This window comes from Acinetobacter wuhouensis (genome assembly GCF_001696605.3).
Taxonomy (GTDB): domain Bacteria; phylum Pseudomonadota; class Gammaproteobacteria; order Pseudomonadales; family Moraxellaceae; genus Acinetobacter; species Acinetobacter wuhouensis.
This window is the reverse complement of record NZ_CP031716.1, coordinates 2,490,555-2,514,056: the sequence shown is the minus strand read 5'-3', so window position 1 is coordinate 2,514,056 and position 23,502 is coordinate 2,490,555. Positions and strand designations below refer to the sequence as shown.

Annotated in this window: 19 protein-coding genes; 6 read left to right on the top strand and 13 right to left on the bottom strand. The window is 39.2% G+C overall.

Annotated features, from left to right (window positions below; genetic code table 11):
* Positions 1-2 precede the first annotated feature (2 nt).
* A complete protein-coding gene (locus BEN71_RS12760) occupies positions 3-428 on the top strand; it encodes a hypothetical protein (protein ID WP_068975342.1) in 426 nt (141 codons plus the stop codon).
* A gap of 29 nt (positions 429-457) precedes the next feature.
* On the opposite strand, the gene BEN71_RS12755 is transcribed toward BEN71_RS12760, so the two are convergent.
* From BEN71_RS12755 to BEN71_RS12745, 3 genes are all read right to left on the bottom strand, one after another.
* A complete protein-coding gene (locus tag BEN71_RS12755; protein ID WP_068975341.1) occupies positions 458-1,225 on the bottom strand; it encodes a sulfite exporter TauE/SafE family protein in 768 nt (255 codons plus the stop codon).
* 137 nt (positions 1,226-1,362) lie between these two features.
* Positions 1,363-1,959, bottom strand: coding sequence for a phosphatase PAP2 family protein (locus BEN71_RS12750; protein ID WP_068975340.1), 597 nt, complete (start codon positions 1,957-1,959; stop codon positions 1,363-1,365).
* A gap of 128 nt (positions 1,960-2,087) precedes the next feature.
* A complete protein-coding gene (locus BEN71_RS12745) occupies positions 2,088-2,792 on the bottom strand; it encodes an SIMPL domain-containing protein (protein WP_068975339.1) in 705 nt (234 codons plus the stop codon).
* A gap of 509 nt (positions 2,793-3,301) precedes the next feature.
* Here BEN71_RS12745 and BEN71_RS12740 point away from each other — a divergent pair.
* Both BEN71_RS12740 and BEN71_RS12735 read left to right on the top strand, forming a co-directional pair.
* Positions 3,302-4,678, top strand: coding sequence for a diaminobutyrate--2-oxoglutarate transaminase (locus BEN71_RS12740; RefSeq protein ID WP_068975338.1), 1,377 nt, complete (start codon positions 3,302-3,304; stop codon positions 4,676-4,678).
* Between the two features lie 3 nt (positions 4,679-4,681).
* The gene (locus BEN71_RS12735; protein WP_068975337.1) at positions 4,682-6,214 is read left to right on the top strand and encodes a pyridoxal phosphate-dependent decarboxylase family protein; all 1,533 of its coding nucleotides are present in this window, start codon (positions 4,682-4,684) and stop codon (positions 6,212-6,214) included.
* Positions 6,215-6,361: 147 nt separating this feature from the next.
* Here the strand turns inward: BEN71_RS12735 and BEN71_RS12730 are convergent, their stop codons facing one another.
* Both BEN71_RS12730 and fdxA read right to left on the bottom strand, forming a co-directional pair.
* Positions 6,362-7,081 (bottom strand): D-Ala-D-Ala carboxypeptidase family metallohydrolase, encoded by a 720-nt coding sequence (locus tag BEN71_RS12730; protein ID WP_068975336.1) that lies wholly within the window; start codon positions 7,079-7,081, stop codon positions 6,362-6,364.
* Between the two features lie 141 nt (positions 7,082-7,222).
* Positions 7,223-7,546: a ferredoxin FdxA gene (gene fdxA / locus BEN71_RS12725; RefSeq protein ID WP_004721686.1), complete on the bottom strand. Its 324-nt coding sequence runs from the start codon at positions 7,544-7,546 to the stop codon at positions 7,223-7,225.
* 254 nt (positions 7,547-7,800) lie between these two features.
* On the opposite strand from fdxA, the gene BEN71_RS12720 reads away from it, so the two are divergent.
* On the top strand, positions 7,801-8,565 hold the full coding sequence (locus BEN71_RS12720; RefSeq protein ID WP_068975335.1) for a DUF481 domain-containing protein: 765 nt from the start codon (positions 7,801-7,803) through the stop codon (positions 8,563-8,565).
* Positions 8,566-8,677: 112 nt separating this feature from the next.
* Here the strand turns inward: BEN71_RS12720 and mutS are convergent, their stop codons facing one another.
* The 8 genes from mutS to BEN71_RS12680 form a co-directional block, all read right to left on the bottom strand.
* Positions 8,678-11,326, bottom strand: a complete 2,649-nt coding sequence (gene mutS / locus BEN71_RS12715) for a DNA mismatch repair protein MutS (RefSeq protein WP_068975334.1) — start codon at positions 11,324-11,326, stop codon at positions 8,678-8,680.
* Positions 11,327-11,589: 263 nt separating this feature from the next.
* On the bottom strand, positions 11,590-12,468 hold the full coding sequence (locus tag BEN71_RS12710; RefSeq protein WP_068975333.1) for a SphA family protein: 879 nt from the start codon (positions 12,466-12,468) through the stop codon (positions 11,590-11,592).
* 191 nt (positions 12,469-12,659) lie between these two features.
* On the bottom strand, positions 12,660-13,721 hold the full coding sequence (locus tag BEN71_RS12705) for an NADH:ubiquinone reductase (Na(+)-transporting) subunit F (RefSeq protein WP_068975332.1): 1,062 nt from the start codon (positions 13,719-13,721) through the stop codon (positions 12,660-12,662).
* 12 nt (positions 13,722-13,733) lie between these two features.
* Positions 13,734-14,096 carry a phenol hydroxylase subunit P4 gene (locus BEN71_RS12700; protein WP_068975331.1) on the bottom strand — a complete coding sequence of 121 codons (363 nt, stop codon included), beginning with the start codon at positions 14,094-14,096 and terminating at the stop codon, positions 13,734-13,736.
* A 97-nt stretch (positions 14,097-14,193) separates the two neighbouring features.
* Positions 14,194-15,735 carry an aromatic/alkene/methane monooxygenase hydroxylase/oxygenase subunit alpha gene (locus tag BEN71_RS12695; protein WP_065995030.1) on the bottom strand — a complete coding sequence of 514 codons (1,542 nt, stop codon included), beginning with the start codon at positions 15,733-15,735 and terminating at the stop codon, positions 14,194-14,196.
* A 44-nt stretch (positions 15,736-15,779) separates the two neighbouring features.
* Entirely contained in the window at positions 15,780-16,049 is a 270-nt protein-coding gene (locus BEN71_RS12690) for an MmoB/DmpM family protein (protein WP_061524789.1), read from the bottom strand.
* Between the two features lie 21 nt (positions 16,050-16,070).
* Positions 16,071-17,060, bottom strand: a complete 990-nt coding sequence (locus BEN71_RS12685; RefSeq protein ID WP_068975330.1) for an aromatic/alkene monooxygenase hydroxylase subunit beta — start codon at positions 17,058-17,060, stop codon at positions 16,071-16,073.
* Positions 17,061-17,078: 18 nt separating this feature from the next.
* Complete coding sequence (locus tag BEN71_RS12680; protein ID WP_068975329.1) at positions 17,079-17,360, bottom strand: phenol hydroxylase subunit; 282 nt, start codon at positions 17,358-17,360, stop codon at positions 17,079-17,081.
* Positions 17,361-17,785: 425 nt separating this feature from the next.
* Here BEN71_RS12680 and mobR point away from each other — a divergent pair, with 425 nt between their 5' ends.
* Both mobR and BEN71_RS12670 read left to right on the top strand, forming a co-directional pair.
* Positions 17,786-19,462: a phenol degradation transcriptional regulator MobR gene (gene mobR, locus BEN71_RS12675; RefSeq protein ID WP_068975328.1), complete on the top strand. Its 1,677-nt coding sequence runs from the start codon at positions 17,786-17,788 to the stop codon at positions 19,460-19,462.
* 375 nt (positions 19,463-19,837) lie between these two features.
* Complete coding sequence (locus BEN71_RS12670; protein WP_068975327.1) at positions 19,838-23,461, top strand: type VI secretion system Vgr family protein; 3,624 nt, start codon at positions 19,838-19,840, stop codon at positions 23,459-23,461.
* The last annotated feature ends 41 nt before the right edge of the window (positions 23,462-23,502 follow it).

Sequence of the window (23,502 nt, the reverse complement as noted above, 5' to 3'; positions counted from 1 at the left end):
AGATGAAATTTCCTGAAGTGTATGATTTCAAATATGTCTCTGAATTTCAGCATTGGTTTGCCAGTATTGAAAATGAGTGGACAGATGTTTTGATTTCAAGTGTAGATGCTGAACATTTTCCAGAACAGCATTTACAGTTTCTAAAACATGCTGAACCAGTATTACCTGAATTAATCATTTTTGGTGCAGTCTACGTCCAAAAACTTTCAGTGCTGAATTTGGGTGAGGGTAGCTTAAATGCGATTCGCTACAACACCTTCAATAATATTTCTTATATCGAATTGCAATATGTTTTTGATCAAGATCCTTATCATGTATGGAGTGCGGGTTTTGAGAAGATTCCATTGCAAGGTTATTTGATTGATGTCACGACTGAGGAATTGGACTATGGGTTTAGTGCAATTATTTTACATCGTGAACCACTTTAACTGAGCTTTTGGGAATGATCAAAATATCCTTAAAAGAACAAGTCATAGCCCATTCGCCCAATCAAAAACACCAGTAAAATTAAAAAGAAAATACGAATAAAACCACTGCCATATTTCATAGCTAAAGCGGTGCCAGTGATTGCTCCAAGAATATTACACACTGCTAAAACTACAGCAGCTAACCAAATGACATGACCCGTCGGAATAAAGAAAAACATGGCGGCTGCATTGGTCGCAACATTGACCAATTTTGCGGAAGCAGAGGCATTTAAAAAGTCAAAAGCAAAGACTTTGACAAATAAGAACAGCAGAAAACTGCCTGTACCAGGTCCGAAGATCCCATCATAGAAACCAATCATTGCCCCAAACAAAATCCCAAGCGCAATTTCTTTTTTCCCTGCTTGTAAAACTGTGTGAATTTGTCCTAAGTCTTTTTTGGCAAAGGTATAAATGGCAATCGTGATCAATAAAAAGAACACGATATAACGCATTAATTCTTTGGGAATCAATGAAACAGACATTGCACCGAAGAAAGAAAAGACGAATGCAGCGAGCATTGTTGGCAGCACTAATTTCCAATTGATTGTTACTTTCTTAAAGTAAGAAAATGCGGAAGAAAGTGTACCAGCCATTGCGATCATTTTATTGGTGCCGAAAACAGTTGCTAAGCTATGTTTTGGAAAAGCATGCATCAGGGCTGGCAGTTGAATTAAACCACCACCGCCTACAGCAGCATCAATTAAGCCTCCACAGAAAGCGAAAAAGCCAAGACCAATTAAAATGGTTTGATAATCCATTATCAGATCTGATTTTGAAAGGGGAATATAGAGAGTTTATGCTAGAAAAATATAAATGGAAAGTAATAAGAAAGTCCTAATCTCATCATGCGAGATTAGGGTTAGGTGACTTTCAATATCATCAATATTACAGTGTGTTATTTTACATAACCTTTTTGAATTAGTGATTTAAAAATTTTCTGGTGTATCCATAGTACGAAATTCAGAATCACTTCTTTATATTTATTCCACAGTGTTAAACCTGAAATATTGACGAATAATGCAAGGAAAAAGGCTCCAAACATATCGATTGGAAAATGTACGCCAACATAAACTCTCGACCATGCAACTAACCAAGCAACAGCAATGAGTAATTTACCGACTTGTCTGTATGCAGAAAAGTAATATGCAAACGCAATACTACTAAAAATAGTCATGTGATTACTTGGGAAAGACCCAGTCGGCTTATGTTGAATTAAAGTTTGACCGACTTCCATCACAAAAGGGCGAGGGGAATAAAAAAAATGTGAAATGAGTTGGCTAATCGTGAGTGTAAGACAGGTAAAAATAAACGCTTTCAAAATTTGCTTTTTGATTTGATTATTACCACGTAACCACATGATTGCAAAAATAAGGATCAGCAGATAAATCAGATCATTGGCGATGAAAATAGCATAATGCACCATTAACGGTGAGGCTTGATCAGGTGCATTTAATAGTTGGAATAAAGACAGATTTAAACTTTCGATAGACATAGGATATTAGGCAACTTAGATGTTCAGATGAAATACAACAATGCTCTAATGTAATCATTTTGTCATAAAAGAAAAGCATACAAGACCACAGAGTTGTGGTGGTCTTGTAATGTGTAACTATTTAATTTCTATTTGAATTGAATAGAACCATTGGCATTTACAGTGATTTTAGATTCACCAGCCGCCATATTTTGTCCACCAGCATCAGCTGCTTCAAATTTTGCCATACTCGCACGTGCAGCATATATCGGTTGCGGGAAAGCATTGCTGGTATTGATATTTAAATTGACCAATGTATATGCAGATTTATTCCATGCTTGTGTCAAAATTTGTGCACGTTGCTGAAAGTTCTTTGATGCTTCAACGATCAGATCATTTTCAACTTTTTTACGCTGTTCATCAGATACGGTGAAATTAATCGATTGTGTCTGAAAGTTACTTTGTAATTCATTGATCAATTGGCTCGCAGCTTTAAAGTCTTTGCTTTCAATTTGCACTTCAGCACGACCGCGCCATTCTTTTAATTTCTGATTGTCATTGTCATAAACTGGATAGGTGGTTTGTGAACCCGTTTCAACTTTAACTTGCGGATATTTTTTCGCAGTTGCAACGGCCTGATTCATCAATTGAGTAATTTGAGCAGACAGTTCTGCAGGTTGCTTATTTGAACGTTCAATATAAAGCAGGGCATGCATTTCATCATTAGACACTTGACGAGTTGCATCGGCTTGTACGGTGACTAAATTATAATTTAAAGCTTCATTTCCTGCGGCAATGGTCATAGTGCTTAAAGTCGTTCCTAAAAGTAGAGTAGATAAAGCTAAATAGCGCATAGCACTTCCTTTAAATTATGGTGGAAAGTTATTCAAGATATGAGGGAAGAATATATTGTTTAAAGAGGATAAATTTAAAATACTAAGCAAAGTTTGAGAAAAACTAAGGCAGAATTTGTGGTGCAATTGTAAAGTTTTAGACAAGCTTTGCAACAGTGAGGATTATATTAAAACAATGATAATCAGCTGTTTATATAAAATAAGACATGTCTTTGTAAATGAAAAGTATAAATTTGAAAATAATAGATTTAATTGTCGGGTTTTCTTTGCATTGTCACATAGTATGATGATAATTCTACTATAGATGACAATGAGCGTTTTTTTCGATAAATTAACAGACGATAAGTACATAAAAGATATTTATTTTCTTGTAAAAAACTGTATTATCGCGCTCCTAGTTAGGCATATTAAAAAACACCCTAACTAGAAACTCTATAAAGCACCGAGTCAAAGGACCGCAAGTCACCCGACTTATTTCTTTCAACCCATATCAGAGATGGTAATTCGATATGAGCGTTACTTCTGTAAATCCTGCTGCCACTACTTCCACAAATGAATACTACTTGACTCGCCAAAGTCAGATGGAATCGAATGTTCGTAGTTATCCACGTAAATTACCGTTAGCGATAGCGGAAGCACATGGTTGTTGGGTTACCGATGTTGAAGGTACAAAGTACCTCGATTGTTTAGCTGGGGCAGGAACATTGGCATTAGGCCATAACCATCCTGCGGTGATTAAAAGTATTCAAGACACTCTGGCGAGTGGACTTCCTTTACATACTTTAGATTTAACAACGCCTTTAAAAGATGCTTTTACTGAAGCACTCCTTGAACAACTTCCGGGTGGTCAAGAAGAGTATTGCTTACAGTTCTGTGGTCCATCTGGTGCAGATGGTACAGAAGCAGCAATTAAATTGGCAAAGACCTATACAGGTCGTAGCACAGTGATCAGTTTCTCTGGTGGCTATCATGGTATGACCCATGGTGCATTGGCGATGACAGGTAACTTATCTGCTAAAAATGCGGTAAATGGCTTAATGCCGGGCGTACAGTTTATGCCATATCCGCATGAATACCGTTGCCCATTGGGTGTTGGCGGTGAAGCAGGTGTTGATGCTTTGACTTATTTCTTTGAAAATTTCATTGAAGATGTTGAAAGCGGTGTAACAAAACCTGCTGCTGTGATTCTTGAAGCGATTCAAGGTGAAGGCGGTGTGGTAACAGCACCTGTAAAATGGTTGCAAAAAATCCGTGAAGTGACTGAACGTCATAACATCGTGCTTATTCTTGATGAAGTTCAAGCAGGTTTTGCCCGTTCAGGTAAAATGTTTGCCTTTGAACACGCAGGAATCGAGCCTGATGTTGTGGTGATGTCTAAAGCAGTGGGTGGTAGCTTACCGCTTGCAGTGTTGGGTATTAAACGTAAGTTTGATGCATGGCAACCTGCGGGTCACACGGGGACTTTCCGTGGTAACCAACTTGCGATGGGTACAGGTCTTGCAACGATCAAAACCATTAAAGAACAAAACCTTGCGCAAAATGCACAAGAGCGTGGTGATTTCTTACAAGCTGAATTGAAAAAATTAGCGGTTGAATTCCCATGTATCGGTAATGTTCGTGGTCGTGGTTTGATGATCGGTATTGAGATTGTGGATGAACGCAAACAAGCGGATCACATGGGGTCATTGCCTGCGGATTCACAATTGGCTGCTGCAATTCAAACGGCTTGTTTCAACAATAAATTATTGCTTGAAAAAGGCGGTCGTAGCGGTACAGTCATTCGTTTACTTTGCCCATTGATCATCACTCAAGAAGAATGTGTTGAAGCTCTTGCACGCTTTAAGAAAGCAGTTGCAGAAGCACTTGTTGCAGTTCGAGGCGCGTAATTTATGGTAGATTTTGCAGAACATCGTAAAGCGTTACTCTGCAATGATGCTGGGTCTATTGCTGACTATGAGTCAGCAATGGGTGAGGCGACTAAAGCAGTCGCAGCATGGTTGCAAAACGATAAAATGTATACTGGTGGTAGCATTAAAGAACTTCGCCAAGCGATTTCTTTTAACCCATCAAAAGAAGGTTTAGGTTTACATCAGTCGCTTGAGCGCATGGTGGAACTTTTTCTCAATAAAAGCTTAAAAGTACATCATCCGCATTCTTTAGCACATTTGCATTGCCCAACGATGGTGACAAGTCAAATCGCTGAAGTGTTGATCAACGCCACCAACCAATCAATGGATTCATGGGATCAAAGCCCTGCGGGTTCTTTGATGGAAGTGCAATTGATTGATTGGCTTCGTCAAAAAGTTGGTTATGGTGCAGGTCAAGCAGGCGTGTTCACTTCAGGTGGTACACAGTCAAACTTGATGGGTGTACTACTTGCACGTGACTGGTGTATTGCCAAAAACTGGAAAGATGAAAACGGTAATCCGTGGTCTGTACAGCGTGATGGCGTGCCAAATGAAGCAATGCGTAATGTCAAAGTGATTTGTTCTGAAAATGCACATTTCTCAGTGCAAAAGAACATGGCAATGATGGGCATGGGTTTCCAATCTGTCGTAACTGTTCCTGTGAATGAAAATGCACAAATGGACGTCGATGCACTGGAAAAAACCATGGCACACCTTCAAGCTGAAGGAAAAATCGTGGCATGTGTGGTTGCAACTGCGGGTACGACCGATGCAGGTGCAATTGATCCATTGAAAAAAATCCGTGAAATTACCACCAAATATGGCGCTTGGATGCATATCGACGCGGCATGGGGTGGGGCACTGATTCTGTCGAATGATTACCGTTCTATGTTGGATGGTATTGAATTGTCAGATTCGATCACGTTGGATTTCCATAAACATTATTTCCAAAGCATTTCTTGTGGTGCGTTCTTGCTGAAAGATGAAGCGAACTATCGTTTTATGCACTACGAAGCAGAGTATTTGAACTCAGCTTATGATGAAGAGCATGGTGTACCGAACCTAGTATCTAAATCACTACAAACAACTCGTCGTTTTGATGCATTGAAATTGTGGATGACGATTGAAAACTTAGGTGAAGAGCTTTACGGTTCTATGATTGATCATGGTGTGAAATTGACCCGTGAAGTTGCAGATTATATCAATGCAACTGATGGTCTTGAAATGTTGGTTGATCCACAATTCGCATCAGTATTGTTCCGAGTAATTCCACAAGGTTATCCTGTTGAATTATTGGATACGTTGAACCAAAACGTGGCAGATGAATTGTTTGCCCGTGGTGAAGCGAATATCGGTGTAACTAAAGTCGGCAATGTTCAATCATTGAAAATGACCACTTTAAGCCCTGTTGCAACTTTGGAAAACGTACAGAATTTGCTTGCACTCGTGCTTGCTGAAGCTGATCGTATTAAAGATGCAATTGCAGACGGTACTTATACGCCTGCAATTGATTAATGAGAGTTTAATTTCATTAAGCAAGATTTAGACCATTAGGTTTAGATAAAAATGCCCGATCAAGTGATCGGGCATTTTTATGATTAAAATATAAAACTAAGTTTGGAATTTAGTGGTTCATCCCAAACTTAAAATTGTAAATACCGATTAGAAATGACACATCGAACTATTACGGGTTAAGTCAGGTCCCCACGTACGGTAACCTTGTGTATCGATATGAATCTGACCAGATGAGTAAAGTCCTAGTCCCATATTGAGGCTTTGTCCATATTGTGACCAGAACTGACAAAGTTTGAACTTGGTATATTCAATGTAAGCATAATCTTCAGGTTGAGGATTGGCAGGTCCAATACGGAAATCAATCGCTGAATTAAACAAATGACGTGATGAACCAGCACCACCCGCGCATTGATTTAATGGTAGATCACGATAAACCGAAGTCACTGTAAAATCTGTAAGAACTTTAGATGCAATTAAATATTTAAATACTTTTAATGTTGGAAGTTGATTACGCCAAACTTCTTGGCTCGGAATCATATATTCAGATTTACCACATCGATCCCAATCACGAGCGGTTCTAAACAACTCAAAACTTGGAATAATGTTACCTGCATTATTCTGTTCAAGAAAGCGTTCATATGCACGCGCACGCGATTGATTTTCACCATCCATTAACCATTGGCGATATGAGTTAGGCATCGTTTTTTGTTGAATTGGACGCTCAATCGTAATTTTTTCTTCTGGAATATAAATACGTTGACCATGCGGGGTGCTAATTGTTGGACTCTTTTGAGGGGTAGATGTACATCCAGCCAAAACCATGCAGGTCATGCCGACAGCAAGTAAACCTTTCAAAATATATTTCATTCTCAATATTAGCTAAAGGGGGTAACACTCTATTTTAGTCTAGTTCGTGCGAGGTAATATGGATATTTTGCAAATAAATGTACATTTTTTAGATATTAATGCAAAAAGATCAGCCTAAGCTGATCTTTCCTGTACAAAAACTTATTTTTCTAAGTATTGTAATTTGTCTGCTTTACCGTTCCATTCTTCGCGGTCTTCAGGCTGATCACCGATTTGCGTGATGTTTGGCCATTTTTGCGCAAGTTCAGCATTTAGTTCAATAAATACTTCTTGTCCCTCAGGCAATTCGTCTTCAGAGAAAATAGCATTTGCTGGACATTCTGGTTCGCACAAAGCACAGTCGATACATTCATCTGGGCTAATTACAAGAAAGTTAGGACCTTCATAAAAACAGTCTACTGGACATACTTCTACGCAGTCTTGATATTTACACTTGATACAATTTTCAGTGACAACAAAGGTCATGGCGTCAGCTACCTAAAAATATGGTTCTAATTAATAATGGTGTATTTTAGGCAAAACGTCGCAAAGTAACAATTGCTTTTATTGATATTTAATATATATGAACCTGCTGAATCACGATAACAGGGACTAAAAAATACAAAAATGTGATGAATTTTGCATTTTAATGAAAATAAGATAGTATTTTGGAGTAATGATATGCAAATAAAAGATATGCATATTAGGAATTAGAACATTGAAATGGATAAATGCTTAGAATGAAAAGACTTATTATTGCAATATTAGCAACATATACCACGTGTAGTTATGCTGATTTAGGACCTACGCGCACTGATGCTGGAAAAGTAGACATCAAAGAAAATAAGCCTTATCGCTTAGAAGGTGATTTGAGTTATTTACTGAACAGTACAAAGTCAAATGGCAATAGTAATACCAAGGAGAACTTAGCTGCAAATGTATTATTTCAGCGTCAAGTAGGTGTATGGGGGCAAGAACTTCGTGCAGAAGCGGTGAGTGCCAATGATGATGGTAGTTCTGGTAGTAATGTAGAGCGATACATGTTAGCTGGTAAAGTTTTACATCGTAGTACTGACACGATCTATCAATTTGCCAAGTTACAAGGCGATAAAGATTTATCCAGTAATTTTGATTACCAAGTCAGTTTAACGGGTGGTGTTGGTTTTGATCTTTTAAAAGATGAAAAACAAACACTAACCGCAGAGGCGGGCGCAGGTTATCGTTATAGTAAAGAGCGCTATGAACCTTATGATGATTTTAATGAGGTGATTGGAACGGTTGCTGCTTATTATGAATATAAATTCAATGATAAAGTGAAATTTAATCAAGATTTAAGTTATGAGTTTGGTGAAAAATCACAAATCTTACGTTCTAGAAGTAGTGTAGGCGCAAACTTAACTGATACTGTTTCAGGGCTTGTGAGCTATCAAATCAAAGATACACAAGCAGATGTGGGTAATAGCCGAGATTCATTGTTATCGGTTGGTTTGAAATATATTTATTAATCGAGAAACTCATTTTTGCATTGAAAATGTAGAAATTAAAAATATAAAAAAAGGCTGAGGAATGAACACTCAGCCTTTTTTATTGAATGGCATTCAACTAGCAACTACTACTTTATGACTTCAATAACTGCTTTAATTGATAAAGCTGTTCTAAAGCCTGACGTGGTGTTAAATCATCAACATCCAGATTAGCCAAAGCATTTAAGGCTGGCGAAGATTTTTCAACCTCGATCACTTCCTGAATAATTTCAACTTCAGGCAATTGCTCTGTCAAATTAGCATCTGAAAATAAATCATTTTGAACCACAGTTTGTAACTGTTGTTGCTGTTGTTTTTCTAAAATTTTCAAACGCTTTTGTGCTTCTTTAATCACACCTGCCGGAATGCCAGCAAGTTTTGCCACTTGTAAACCATGACTTTGGCTTGCAGGACCTTGTTGAACTTTATGCAGTAAAATCAAATTGCCATTCAACTCTTTTGCTGTGACATGATAATTATCAATCGCAACTTCTTTTGAAAGCTCAGTCAATTCAAAATAGTGTGTGGCAAAAAGACATAAGCATTTAATACGTTTGGTCAAATCAAGCACGCATGCCCATGCGAGAGATAAGCCGTCATAGGTACTGGTACCACGACCAACTTCGTCCATGAGTACCAAGGATTGATTAGTCGCATGATGTAAAATCTGCGAGGTTTCAGTCATTTCCACCATAAAGGTTGATTTACCTGTAGATAAATCATCGGCAGAACCAATACGAGTAAAGATACGATCAATAGGTCCTAATTTGGCTGCTTTGGCAGGGACGAAGCTACCACAGTAGGCGAGTAAACTGATTAACGCAGTTTGACGCATGAAGGTCGATTTACCCCCCATGTTTGGTCCCGTAATGATTGCCATACGATGATTAAAATCAAGTAAGGTGTCATTGGGGGTATAAGGTGTTTTACTCAATGATTCAACAACTGGGTGACGTCCTGCACTGATTTTAATGCCAATTTCAGGGCTATATTCTGGGCGGTTCCAATTATTTAAACGTGCTTGATGGGCAAAATTTGCCAATAAATCAATATGTGCAATCGATGCACTCATCATTTGTAAATTGGCAATATCAGCACGTAATTCATCTAACAGCATTTCGAAGAGCAACTTTTCACGTGCAAGCGCGCGTGACTCACTTGAAAGTACTTTATCTTCAAATGATTTCAGCTCAGGCGTGATATAACGCTCGGCATTTTTTAAAGTTTGACGACGGATATAATGATCAGGTGCTTGTTCAGCTTGCGCACGTGTCAATTCAATATAGTAACCACTGACACGGTTATAGCCGATTTTTAAAGTATTAATTCCTGTAGATTCACGCTCTTTAATTTCTAAATCAATCAGGAATTGTCCTGCATGATCACGGATTTTACGCAGTTCATCCAACTCGTCATCAAAGCCTTCAGCAATGACATTGCCATCACGTAATAAAACAGGTGGATGTTCAACAATCGCAGACATTAAGCGCTGATGTAGACCATTAAAGTCGCCTAACTCTTCATTCAATTGCGTGATCAATTGTGATTGAGTGCTGCTTAAAATAGGCTGTAATGCATGTCTTAAAAAGGGAATCTGCGCACAAGCTTGACGAAGTTGAACTAAATCGCGAGGGCGAGCACTACCTAAGGCAACACGGCTGAGTACACGTTCAATATCACCAATTTCTTTGAGAACCAAACGTACAGGTGATTCGTGATAGCCTTTGAGAAGCGTATCGATGGCATCAAGACGAGCATCTAAAATCTGCGTATCACGAAGCGGTTGCATTAACGTACGAGCAAGCAGTCGTCCGCCCATTGCAGTTTGGCAATCATTAATTAAACCAAACAGTGAAGTGCCGTGTTCAAACAGTGGATCAATAATTTCCAAGTTACGACGTGTCACAGGATCAAGTGCGATAAAGTCAGAGCTTTGTTCTAATTTGATCGAACGAATATGGGGTAGCGCTGTTTTTTGAGTTTCTTTGGCATAATGAATCAGTGCGGCAGCGGCAGCTTTGGCTAAAGGTAAATGATCAATGCCAAAGCCAGATAAGGTGGAAACAGCAAACTGATCGCACAAGGTTTTTTGAGCATTATTTAAATTAAAATCAACATTTGGGCGTTTGGTAATCGGGCATTCAATTTGCTTTTTGATCTGTTCAATGATGTTTGGATCAACAATATCTTCATCGACCAAAATTTCACTTGGCATTAGACGTGCCAATTCAATCGCAAGCTGTTCAGACTTAAATTCTTGTTGTTGTACTTTAAAAATACCCGCACTTAAATCAAGTAGCGCAATCCCGATTTGATTTTGTTGGAAACATAGCGCGACGAGATTAGACGTTTGTGTCGCTGTGAGTAAGGCATCATCGGTTAATGTTCCAGGTGTGATGATTCGTACCACTCCGCGCTCTACAGGACCTTTTCCTGTAACCTCACCAATCTGCTCACAAATAACAACAGTTTCGCCTTTTTTGACTAAGCGCGCTAAATAGCCTTCGGCAGCATGAAAAGGCACACCAGCCATTGGAATCGGATTGCTATTGGCTTTTCCGCGATGGGTTAGGGTGATGCCTAAAAGTTTTGCTGCTTTTTTTGCATCGTCAAAGAAAAGTTCGTAGAAATCACCCATACGATAAAACATTAACGAGTGTGGATGCTGCATTTTTACTTTTAGATATTGCTGCATCATTGGAGTATGGTTGGAGAGATCCGTCGTTAATTCATTGATCGACATAAAAAACCTTAATTTAACTATTCAAAACTCTGCATATAAGAAGAGCAGTTTATTGCAGAAAAAATGATTTTAACGGATATAGCATGTGGATGCAGTATTTTCATGTTGAAGAATTGCGCGATTCTAATTTTAAAAAAAGTTAAAGCCTCATAGAAGCTTTAACTTTAACAGTATTCGATTGAATAGCATCAAAAGAGTTGGGATTAAGAATTTGAAAGTACCATCGGGCTATTTAAATTTGTATTCATTCAATTATTTTAGACTCAGAATGCCCAAACAAATTTTAAGTAACTGGTATGACCTTCAGGGCGATTTTCAACATTGGTTTCTTTCAGATATTTTGCTTCAAGTGACCAATTTTTATCTTGATATTGAATTGCAGGGCCAACCGCTAAAACCTGTCCACGCATACCAATTTTATCCCCATTTACCTCATCTGATTCAGTTTGCTTAAAGGCGTAGCCTTCGACAGCAACTTTGACATGGTCATTGAGTTTATAGCCTACGCTATAATCACCTGCAAAATATTCTCCAGACTTATACTTGGTGTCATCATTTTCAGTGTTGAAGCTATAGGACAGTTTGGTCGAAATATCTAAACCATTCTGGGGGGCATAGGTATAGGCAATGATCGGGCGCACGGTATTGTAATTTTTACCGATATTGGCAACCAAAGGTTGAGTCGGTGTTGCTGAGTCATATTTCCCAGTGTCTAAAACACCTTCGACAGCACCGATCCAGTGATGACTTCCATGATGCCAGCCTAGCATTGAACCGATAATTAAATCACCTAAACCACTATTACTGTCTGACATACCTGCTGCCGAAAGTCGTAAATCTACAAATGGTTGAGCAGCATAGAAACCGAGTTGCCCACCCAGATAATTTTGCTTGGTCATCCAAACTAAACGGGGGATGATTGCATTGACATCGGCATGAAAGTTCGGTGGTCCATTATCAAAACTGCCTGCATGGTAATTCTGATAGTAGTTGAGTAAATAGACACCAGGTGGTGGTAATGCACCTGCCATCATGCCTTCCGCACCAAGTGCAAAAGAGTCCCCGCCATTTTCTGTGGCGTGTGCGGATGTGGTCAGGAAACCGATGATGAAAGGAAGCGTTAAACTTACGATTTTTTTCATGTGAAATCCTTTTATTACTGTTGTCGTCCAGTTTCTGGTTAATGAATCATGTCTTTATAGCCATGAATTCGCTTTGCCTGATGTTGCAATCTGCATCCTGAGATTGAAAAGGCAAGTATGAGTTTCATGTGATCTGCAATGCATGCAAATCACACAAGTTTTGAGTTAAGTTTTTAATATCTAAGATACGATTAAATATGCTTAAACAATGCCGAACGTGACTGTCCGTTTGCGCCATCAGCTGCACTTAAGAAGCGTTCGGTATGAATATCTTTTTCAAATAAACGGCTCTGCATCAGGGTTGAAATGGCTGCATCAATCATTGGTGGAGGACCACACAAATAGGCTTTATGCCCACTGCATTTATTCTCAAAATGACTGGCAACCGCTTCATGCACAAATCCTGTGAAACCCGTCCAGGCATCTTCAGCCTTAGGGGCATTCAATGCAGGGATGTAGTGAAAGTTTGCATGTTCTTTGACAAGATTTTCAAAAATTTCACGGTTATACAGTTCTGAAACATCACGTGCACCTTGGAATAAATAGATATTCCTTGTTTCACCCGCTTCGAGTAAATCCAGAATCATCGATTGCGGGCTTGATAGACCTGAACCACCTGCAATGAAAATCACACCACGATCATCAGACTTACGCACAAAGAATTGCCCATAAGGTCCTGAAATATCCAGTTCATCGCCTTGTTGTAAATTCTCATGTACATAAGTCGTGGCTGCTCCGCCTTCAACTTTACGGATATGCAGTTCGACAATGCCTTCTTCATTTGGTGAATTGGCGATTGAAAATGCACGTGTACCTTCAATATTTGGCAATTGGATATTTACATACTGACCTGCCTGGAATTGCATCGCACGATCAATTTGCAAACGAATGCCTTTAATGGTTGGAGATAAGTCTTTAATTTCAATCACTTTGGCTTGGTAATCTTCAACCAAATAGCCTAAGAAATCCTCATCTTCATCGACATCCGCTTCAATGACCATGTCAGATTCAGGTTTACAGCAACATGCCAAAACCTTATTTTCCTCACGCTCAATATCCATCAGCGCAAAAGGAGAGGCTTCACCGACATCATAAAAACCATCAGTCACTTGTACTTTACAGGTGCCGCATGTGCCATGCCCGCAAGCGAAAGGGAGCCAGACCCCTTGACGCAAAGCAGCATCAAGGATGGTTTGATCTTCTTCGACTTCAATCGTGGTACCGATTGGTTCAATGGTAACTTGATAACTCATTCGCGTACTCCCTTAAACATGACTGCCTTTGTAGCCCGTTAAATTTGGCGTGACAAAGCGTAAAAGAGATTTATGATCGAAGCCTTGTTCTGCTAATGTTTTGGAGAAATCAGCATTCAGTGTTTCGCGGTTTAAGGTAAATTGCACAGTTGACCAATCAATTTCTGCAAATTCAGGATGCTGGCTGAATCCACCTGCGATTTGCTGATCAATCAATTCCTGCAAAGTTTGTTGTGGTGACACCACAAAAGCATGCGCTGAACAAAAAAGGGTGTGATGATCCCAACCAATAAATAACAGCATGTTGTCGCCATAATTTTTTTGTAGATCAAGAGCTTCAAATTGATAATTGTCTTGGATTGCTTGTACTGGCATGAGAATACTCCTAAATTCCTTGAGCGAAGCTATGCTGTGTATTCACTTTTGAATGGCTGACACAGCAATGAACTTCATCTTTAATTCCTTATGATGCTTATGCACCTTTCCATTTTTTCCAGCGTTCCTGGTCTGGTGAACCTTCAATATCTAAATTGTCTGCACCAACATTAAAGTTGTAATAGTCACGTAAAATCGTTTCTAAATCTGGACCACCACAGTTGCCTTGCAGGATCTGGTTCACTGGTAACCATGCCTGGATGTATTTCTCAGGTTCACGTTCGAAAATGTCATGACAACCATCTGAACAGGTGTGATAACGCTCGCCTTTATAAATGCTGTCACGGTAACTAAACATGGTTTGGTCGCCATCCATTTCCGTAAAGGTCATCGGAATCTGACAGATCTGGCACAATTGTGGTAAGCCGTTGCTATAGAAACGTTTGCCTTCAGCCTCTAATTTACGTGCCATTTCCCATTTTGGACGATAGTATTTATCGAAGGTGTCTGGATATTTTGCAGATAACCAATCCATTTCTTCATCCGTTGGAATCCACGTATGGAAGCCTGCAGCATGACCGAAGTTATAGAAAATCCACCATGCTTGATGCGAAACGTGTTCTTTCTCTTTTTCAATTACTTCTGAGTATTTCGGCATGCGAATACCGTAACGGCTCAAGTCTTTGAACAATGCACCGCCTGCTTCTTCAAAATAAGTTTCCCATGCTTCTTTCCAGGACATGACTTTATTCGGAAGCATGTAATCCATCATCATGCCGACGATCGAGAGTAGGCGAGTACCACGCCAGAACCATTTATCAATCCATTCCTGAACGATTGGCACGTTGTCTTCATGTTGCTCAAGTAAGAATTTGACAATTTCCAGACCGAGTGTCATGTGACGTGCTTCATCAGACTGCGCAGAGAAACCAAAAGTTACCGTCGCCATATCGCCGTTATAAGCCGCACCAGACATGAATGGAACGAACAATAAGTTGGTCAATACATATTCAAAAGCAAAGCTAATCGCCAATAAAAACTCGAATGGACCTGCTGAACGTGCATCTTCAAAGAATGATTTTGGTACTGACAAATACCACACACGGTCATGCATGTGCGACCAATCTTGGAAGCCATCAAAGAATTTATTGTAGTGGCTCATGGCATGAATTTGAGTTTGCACATGACGCAATTCATCAATAGATTGCATTTGTGATGCAATACGTGCACCGATCCCGCTAAACTGACGACCTACATGGGCATAGCCTTGATACGCTTGATATTCTAAAGGTGTAACTGCAGTTAAAAACAGTTTAATGGCATTTAAATAACGTTCATTGGAAACATTCATTTGCCCATTGTTTTGTGCAAAAGCATCGAAAATGGCATAGAGTTTTTTCTCTTTCTCCGCCTGATATTTCCAGTATGAATCCATGGTCAAACGGAATGGATCTTCCCATTTAGACCAATCGGTGATTTTAATGCCTTCAAACTCTTCATAAGGAAAGGCATCTTTACGATCTGCATAGGAAAAGTCCCAATCCAGATCACGGGTCAGCATGCGATAGCGGTCTTTGGCATTCAGCTTTTTAGTTGCGGTTTTAGTCGCTGTTTTTGTATTTTTAACATCAGTATTCATTTTTGATCATCCTGTTCAATCTTTAAATGCAGTTGTGCAATGACTTAATTCCATTTCAGGGTAAAGGTGTCATCGTCTTCATCGACGTTGCCACCCAGCGTGATCATATTCAGTTGTAACTCTTGAATGTCCCAGTCCTGTCCGAGTTTTTCAGACACCGTTTCTGCACGAATGATCAAACCTGTTTCACTTTCCACACGGATCATGGCTGGTAAATACTGAATCGTGGCATCGGGATTATCCTGTTCAATCGCTTCGATGATGTAGCGAGAGGTATCATTGTCCTGTAGCGCTAAATAAACTTTTGAAGTCATGGTGCAATTCCTTATGCAATATTAAATGTCAGCTAAACCCGCTTTTTTGCTACGCTCTGCGATCAGTGCAACAGCTTGTTCGATATTGCTATCACCCAATGCAAGACCTGCCCATGCGCTAAACGCTTCCTGGACCTGTGGTAATAGTTCAGTAATCCAGCCTTGAATCAGGGCTTTATTTTCCTCAGATTCTGCAATGGCAAGTTTGAATACAGGGTCAGACCATTTACGTAAATCGGTCAAACAGTCCTGCATAAACTCAGTCAGCATCGCCACGTCACGTGCGCCATTTTCCACTAAGTATTGATCAAACTGTCCATAGACAAGGCTTTGGATACAGCTATCAATTAACAGGTTTTGCAGCACATAGAGTTTGAACCAGTCCTGTTCAGTCAGACTTTGTTCGCACAATTTACGAAGCGGTTGCCAGGCTGCATCATTCATCCAGGCATCTTTGGCTTGCAATAAACACTCACCCGTATTGCCATCCAGTGCCAAGCCAATACGAGAAATGTATTGCGCCATACCGAGGCGATCCATTGCCGCAAAAATACAGGCTTGGGTAATGACTGTGCCATAACCATAGGCACTGCCTGACATCATGTGAAGATTTGCGGTTTGCTCTACATAGCGAAATGGGAGTAGGCAGGTGATGATTTTTTGCTTCACTTCTTCGCTGATATTTTCAACCAGGAAACGCTTTTCAAAGAAGGCATAATTGCTTTCAGCGGTATCCTGTAAACGTGCGCGATGCTGTACATAAGCGCCGTAGTAGAATTGACGCGGGTCTTTAAACACATACCAGTCCTGCATCTGTAAGGCAGTATGGGTTTTATCATTCAAAGTCTTATCAGGCTTCCATAAAGGGCGATAATGAAAGTTGGTGGTTGCCTGTACATCAAAACTGACTTCCTGGTAACGTGTTGCTGGCTTATTGCCAAAACGGCGTTCAATGTACGCGTAAGTTTGGCGAATTGGGGCTAGGCTCGATGTTTTAATTTCTAAAGTCATCTTGATCTCCGTATGGACTTAAGCGTGATCGTCTTGATCTACATGAGGTTGGGCTGGGTTGAGGACAGTAGGTTCAACGCCATAACGCCATTTGTCTTCCTGTGCGTCATTCCATGCTTGCTGTTCTTCTGTCATTTCTACGACCTGATTTATTTCACAAAAATGCTGAAAAGCTTCCTGAGGTAGAACTAGTTCGACAAATAAAGTTGGATCGTGAATCGCAAAATCAAATTCAACAAATCGGGCATCACGATCACCTGTAATACGAATGTATTTGGTGAGTTGCTGTTGTTGGTTCATAACGAACGTCCTTCTGTTTTTGGCACTGACATCATGTCGGTGACGCAACCTTGCGTTTGTTATGTATATTCCAAAAAGCGTGCCATCTTTTTAATTTTTATATTTTTCAAATACTTATTGTCTTTAAATAAAATCCTGATTAATTTGATCAGGCTAATTTCATCATTTGATGAATAGATATATTTGAGATTTTCATGTTTTGATGAAAATGAATGAATAAACTTTGAGTAGTGCTGTTTAAAAGCATGGAATTTTTTTAATTTTTACTTAAAAATGTATATTTATAATGAATTGATTTATAAAGGTATAATTTTAATATACTTAAAAGGTATGTAAATATAAGAATAAGGTAGTCTACCCAGGGTTTGTGAATTAGGTAAGATCAATATTGCATTCACAAAGACATATAGCCAAGGACGGACAGTATGCCCAAAGCCAAAGATGTGAAGGTCTATAAGCGGATCCTGGAACAGAATAAAGATATTCAGGATTTACTCGATAAAATTATTTTTGATACTGAGCATGGACAGATATGGTTTGATGAAAACCGTATGTTGCTGATGCATACCAGTATTCTGGGTTATTTGCGCAAAGATCTTTTTAATATGCTTGGCTTAGAACGTACCAAACACTTTTTTATCCGTTGTGGTTACCAGGCGGGGATGCGAGATGCCGAGGTCACTTCAAAACTGCGTCCAAATCTCAATGAAGCAGAAGCCTTTATGGCAGGTCCTCAGATGCATGGTATTCGAGGTATGGTGCAAGTGGATGTGAATGAACTGCATTTAAGTCATGATCAAAAAGAGTTCTATGCAGATTTCAACTGGCTGAATTCTTTTGAAGCCGAAGTGCATTTAAGTGAATTTGGTGCATCGGAGGAACCCGCCTGTTGGATGCTTTTAGGCTATGCCTGTGGGTATAGCAGCTTTGTGATGGGACAGACCATTATTTATCAGGAGACCCACTGTGTTGCAAAAGGAGATGAGCATTGCCGAATTATTGGTAAGCCGTTAAGTGAATGGGAAAATTCAGATGAATTAATCCGCTTTATGTCTCCAGATCCTGTGTCAGATGAAATTATTGCCTTACAGGCTGAGTTAAATGAATTAAAGAAAAATATTTATACCGAAGCTGAAAGTGACTACACCATGTTTGCTGCTATTGGGGAATCAGTGGCGTATCGAAAAGTGTGTGACCTGCTTAAAAAAGCTGCAGGCAGTAAAGTTGCTGTACTTTTACAGGGTGAAACTGGCGTTGGTAAAGAAGCTTTCGCACGTGGTGTACATGAAGGAAGTCAACGAAAGGCAGAACCTTTTGTTGCTGTAAACTGCGCCTGTATTCCACCAGATCTGATTGAAGCCGAATTATTTGGGGTGGAAAAAGGGGCTTTCACAGGTGCATCCCAGACTCGTATTGGTAAGTTTGAGCGTGCGCATCGCGGTACGATTTTTCTTGATGAAGTGATAGAGCTGTCTCCACGGGCGCAGGCAGCATTATTGCGAATGTTGCAGGAAGGGGAGTTTGAACGTGTCGGTGATCAACAGACACGGAAAGTTGATGTCCGGATCGTTGCTGCAACCAATGAAGATTTAGAGCAAGCGGTGAAGCGTGGTAAATTCCGTGCTGACTTATATTATCGTTTAAATATTTTCCCTGTGATGATTCCACCATTGCGTGAGCGCCGTGAGGATATTCCTTTATTAATCAGCCATTTTTTAGCACGTTTTGAAAATATGTATGATAAAACCTTAAAAGGTTTGAGTGATAAAGCTAAAAATTTTGTGATGAAATATGATTGGCCAGGGAATATTCGAGAGCTGGAAAACTTGCTGGAAAGGGCGACTTTACTGACAGATCATCAACAGGAAATCAAATTAGACAGTTTATTTCCTCAGCTTAAAGAACAGGATGTTGTCGTTCAGCCAGCGAATCGTTTTACCAATGTCGAAGATTTATTTACCGAAGATTTTTCTTTAGAACAACTTGAACAAAAAATTATTCGTACTGCAATGGATAAAAGTCGGCAAAATATTTCAGAAGCAGCAAGATTGCTTGGGCTTAGTCGAGCGACTTTGGATTATCGTTTGAAGAAACTTTCATAAATGAATTTAATCAATGAATGATTTGGTTTTTGAGTTTAATATTTTATTGAGAATATATGAGAAACATGGTGCAGGAAATCGAGTTTTAGGATTTTAGTTATAATTAATTTGTAGTTTTTTTAGCCTTGATAGAGTTAGTAGCATTTTTGATATATGCAAGTATAACAATAGGAGTATTTGCTAATACACATCAGTTATTATTAAGTGAAAAATAATTGGAGATTTTGGCTAGTTGGTGAGTTTTTAAATTTAGATGAGTGTTTTCTAATCGCCAGAATATAAATTTGAACAGAAACAATTCATATATAGACAATGAAAATCATAATTTTGTATAATTCATCACAATTTTAAAAATTAATACAAAGACCTAGTAAAATGGCGATAAATATTTATTCTGCTTTAGAGCAACTTGGACTCACAGCACAAAAGCGTGCCATTCACGTTCAATTTTCAAATATATCTTTAAATGATCAAGTTTTTTTACAGCGTATAGATGGTACGCATGAGCTTAATTCTGGTGTAAGTCTACAATTGATCTGCCTGTCAACAAATGCTGCTATCCCATTAAAACAATTCATTGGTAGTCAAGTCGCAATTGATGTTGTTACGGATAAATTAGAATTAAGCCGTACTTCGGGGATTATTACTAAAGCAGATATCGGTGCGAGTGATGGTTCTTTAACAATTTATCGCCTAACAATTGAAGATCCAACGGCACTTTGGAAACATCGTCGTAATAGCCGAGTATTTATGAATAAATCGGCTGTGGATGTAATTCAAACTATTTTTTCTGAATGGCAGCAGCGTAGTAGTTTGTTTGCCTCAAGCTTGATATTGGATAAAAGTGGACTCACTAAAGAATATGATATTCGTCCATTCATCATGCAATCATCTGAAAGTGATTTTGATTTTCTCACTCGCTTGATGCGAAGTGAGGGGATGAGTTGGCTCATTGATGAAGCGCAACATAAAGTATCTAGTTCAAGTGAGCAAATCCAAGCTCAAAAACTCCGTCTAATCGATGATAACTCACAATATAAATCATTAGATCGTAAGAATATTCGTTTCCATCGCAGTAGTGCTACAGAAAAGCAAGACAGCATTACCAATTTTATTGGACAACGCTCAATTCAACCGACTTCTGTTCATATTCAACGTTGGCAAGCAGACGCACTTGAGACAGAAGAAGGTGCTGGTTCAGTCCAAAGTAAACATAGCCATAGTGAGAATCAAGACAATGCGAGCTTAGGATTAGAACAAGCATGGCATTTTAGCCCTGCATGGATTCAAGATCTAAATGGCGAAGATGGTGCAACCAAATCAGGCAACAATCAGATTGAAAAATTTAACGAAAACTTAAGTAACTATTATGATTCACAAGCCAAACAGTTCACTGCAATTTCTACAGTACGTGATGCAAATGTGGGTTATTGGTTTGAGTTCAATGAGCATCCTGAGATTGATCAGCATGAGGGTTCAGATAAAGAATTTTTAATTACATCGAAGACTTTTTATAATCAGAATAATTTACCTAAAGACTTAACAGATCAAGTCACGGCATTGCTTAAACAAAGTCAGTGGCAACAGGCTGAAATTACAACCAATAATAAAGATGAACGCCAAGCCAATCACCTTATTTTACAACGTAGAAATATCAGCACAGTTCCAGAATATAATCCACTGCAACATCGCCCAAGTGCATCACCACAACGTGCCAAAGTAGTTGGTCCTAGTGGAGAGGAAATTCATGTAGATGAGTGGGGGCGGATTAAAGTTCGTTTTCTATTCACTCGAAATGAAGACAATACCCATGATGGTGGTGCAGGTTCGAATGACAATGATACCGATTCTGCGTGGGTTGATGTACTCACACCATGGGCTGGTGAAGGTTATGGCGCTCGATTCCTGCCGCGTATTGGCGAAATTGTGGTTATTGATTTCTTTGATGGCAATATTGATCGACCATTTGTTGTAGGGCGTATCCACGAAGCACAACGTCATCCAACGCAATTTGATAAGAAGGGCAAGTTACCTGATACTAAAAAGTTAGCAGGTATACGAAGCAAAGAATACCAAGGTGAAGGTTTTGGGCAACTCAGATTTGATGACACGACTGGGCAAATTAGCACACAATTACAAAGTAGTCATGGTGCGACTCAGCTTAATTTAGGAAAGCTGAGTCACCCTAAAGATAAAGCTGAAAGTGCTGATCGTGGCGAAGGTTTTGAACTGAGAACCGATCAATGGGGTGCAGTTCGTGCAGGGCAAGGTTTATTGGTCTCAACTTATAAGCAAGATCAAGCCAAAGGTGAACACCTAGATTCAGACATTGCAAAAAAACAATTGGAAGGTAGCCAAACAAATAGTAAAGCATTAAGTGATATTGCAAAAGGTCAAAAAACGGATGAAATCGAGTCCTTAGAGCAATTAAAAGCATTTGCAGATGAAATCGAAAAAGATATCGCCAAATATAAAAAAGCAATCATGCTACTGAGTTCTGTAGATGGAATTGCTTTGAGCACTCCAGAGGATATTCATCTTTCTGCAACAGGGATAATTAACCAAGTTGCAGGGGACAGTATCAACCTCAGTACCCAAAAAAATTTAGTGGGTCAAGCTTTAGGTAAAGTCAGTTTGTTTGCTGCGCAAGGTGGAATTAAAGCCGTAGCCGCACAAAGTAAAATTGAAGTTCAAGCACAGTCAGATGCTTTGGATATTTTGGCTAAAAAGGGTATTACCATTTCATCAACTGATGACAAAATTGTCATCAGTAGTCCGAAAGAGATTGTGATTACAGGTGCAAGTTCACAAATTACTTTAAATGGTTCAGGTATTTTCCCGAAAACAGGTGGTAAGTTCCAAGTCAATGCAGGGCAACATTTATTTCAACCTGGTGCGAGTGCAAGTGCTTCGGCACAGCTACCATCCTCAAATCCATTAAAAGGCGCATTAGATCTGTTAAAAAGTTACGGTGGTCAGGACTTTTTTAAACAGACGGGTTTTAAAGTGATTGATTCACTAGGTAAACAGGTTTCAGGAAAGTTGGACGGAAATGGCTTTGCACAAGTGACGGGGATTGCACCTGGTCCTGCTAAAGTAGAGTTTGAAACTGATCCACGCAGTGCATGGGATCAAGCAAGCCATTTCAATCGTAACTATACTTGGTCAGAAGATGTTGTAGGAGGAATTGCAGGTTTTGCCCAAAATGCTTTGGGTTCTTTGGGACAAAATATGATGTCGCAACTCAAAGATAATTTATTCTCTCTAAATGGCGATACCTTAAAAAATATAGGAAAAAATGCGCTTAAAAATCTTGGAAATCAGACACTAGGTCAATTTAAAGAACAATTTACTTCGAGTGCATTAAGCTCTGTGTCTTCTGCCTTAAATTTAAATTTATCACCTTCGCAAATGATGAATGTAGGACAAATATTGGCGAATCCAAGTCAGTCTTTACAAGCAATTAAAGAGCAAGGCGTCGACTTTTTCAAAGATCAAGCCTCTGCACTTATTGCACAGAAAACCAATGGTTTGTTATCTGGGATTAGTAATAATACAGGTTTTGTTGGCGCGTTAGGGTTTAATGGTCATTCAGCAGCAGATGCTGTCAGTAATTATAGTACTGGCAGTAAAGGGCAAACGAATTCATCTTTTTCAATGGATGATGATGTGATTAAAAAAGATGAATATTCTTCAAGATTCTTAACTTATACCATCACCACCCGTAATGGGGCTGCAAGTGTGCCATCGGCAAGTTCGCCACTTTTTGGAAATGCTCAAACCACTCCAATTGGGAGTGATCCTGAACCAATAGCAGTACAATCATTGCCAATGCCATCTTCTACGCCGAGGTCAACATCACCGTCCATCACAAGCAGTAATGGCGATTTTGTGAAAATGGAGTTAGAAGAGTCACGGACTTTAACGACTAAAATTACCACACGCAAAGTCAAAGCAGATGAGCAAAATGTTTTTAATGCGCAGAATAATTCTAAATAAATACGGATTATTTTGTCTTTAGCTAAATGTGAAATTTATTT

Bases quoted from the DNA above. Each gene is read 5' to 3' on its own strand.
- BEN71_RS12760 (WP_068975342.1), top strand. From the start codon at position 3: ATGAAATTTCCTGAAGTGTATGATTTCAAATATGTCTCTGAATTTCAG.
- BEN71_RS12755 (WP_068975341.1), bottom strand. From the start codon at position 1,225: ATGGATTATCAAACCATTTTAATTGGTCTTGGCTTTTTCGCTTTCTGT.
- BEN71_RS12750 (WP_068975340.1), bottom strand. From the start codon at position 1,959: ATGTCTATCGAAAGTTTAAATCTGTCTTTATTCCAACTATTAAATGCA.
- BEN71_RS12745 (WP_068975339.1), bottom strand. From the start codon at position 2,792: ATGCGCTATTTAGCTTTATCTACTCTACTTTTAGGAACGACTTTAAGC.
- BEN71_RS12740 (WP_068975338.1), top strand. From the start codon at position 3,302: ATGAGCGTTACTTCTGTAAATCCTGCTGCCACTACTTCCACAAATGAA.
- BEN71_RS12735 (WP_068975337.1), top strand. From the start codon at position 4,682: ATGGTAGATTTTGCAGAACATCGTAAAGCGTTACTCTGCAATGATGCT.
- BEN71_RS12730 (WP_068975336.1), bottom strand. From the start codon at position 7,081: ATGAAATATATTTTGAAAGGTTTACTTGCTGTCGGCATGACCTGCATG.
- fdxA (WP_004721686.1), bottom strand. From the start codon at position 7,546: ATGACCTTTGTTGTCACTGAAAATTGTATCAAGTGTAAATATCAAGAC.
- BEN71_RS12720 (WP_068975335.1), top strand. From the start codon at position 7,801: ATGAAAAGACTTATTATTGCAATATTAGCAACATATACCACGTGTAGT.
- mutS (WP_068975334.1), bottom strand. From the start codon at position 11,326: ATGTCGATCAATGAATTAACGACGGATCTCTCCAACCATACTCCAATG.
- BEN71_RS12710 (WP_068975333.1), bottom strand. From the start codon at position 12,468: ATGAAAAAAATCGTAAGTTTAACGCTTCCTTTCATCATCGGTTTCCTG.
- BEN71_RS12705 (WP_068975332.1), bottom strand. From the start codon at position 13,721: ATGAGTTATCAAGTTACCATTGAACCAATCGGTACCACGATTGAAGTC.
- BEN71_RS12700 (WP_068975331.1), bottom strand. From the start codon at position 14,096: ATGCCAGTACAAGCAATCCAAGACAATTATCAATTTGAAGCTCTTGAT.
- BEN71_RS12695 (WP_065995030.1), bottom strand. From the start codon at position 15,735: ATGAATACTGATGTTAAAAATACAAAAACAGCGACTAAAACCGCAACT.
- BEN71_RS12690 (WP_061524789.1), bottom strand. From the start codon at position 16,049: ATGACTTCAAAAGTTTATTTAGCGCTACAGGACAATGATACCTCTCGC.
- BEN71_RS12685 (WP_068975330.1), bottom strand. From the start codon at position 17,060: ATGACTTTAGAAATTAAAACATCGAGCCTAGCCCCAATTCGCCAAACT.
- BEN71_RS12680 (WP_068975329.1), bottom strand. From the start codon at position 17,360: ATGAACCAACAACAGCAACTCACCAAATACATTCGTATTACAGGTGAT.
- mobR (WP_068975328.1), top strand. From the start codon at position 17,786: ATGCCCAAAGCCAAAGATGTGAAGGTCTATAAGCGGATCCTGGAACAG.
- BEN71_RS12670 (WP_068975327.1), top strand. From the start codon at position 19,838: ATGGCGATAAATATTTATTCTGCTTTAGAGCAACTTGGACTCACAGCA.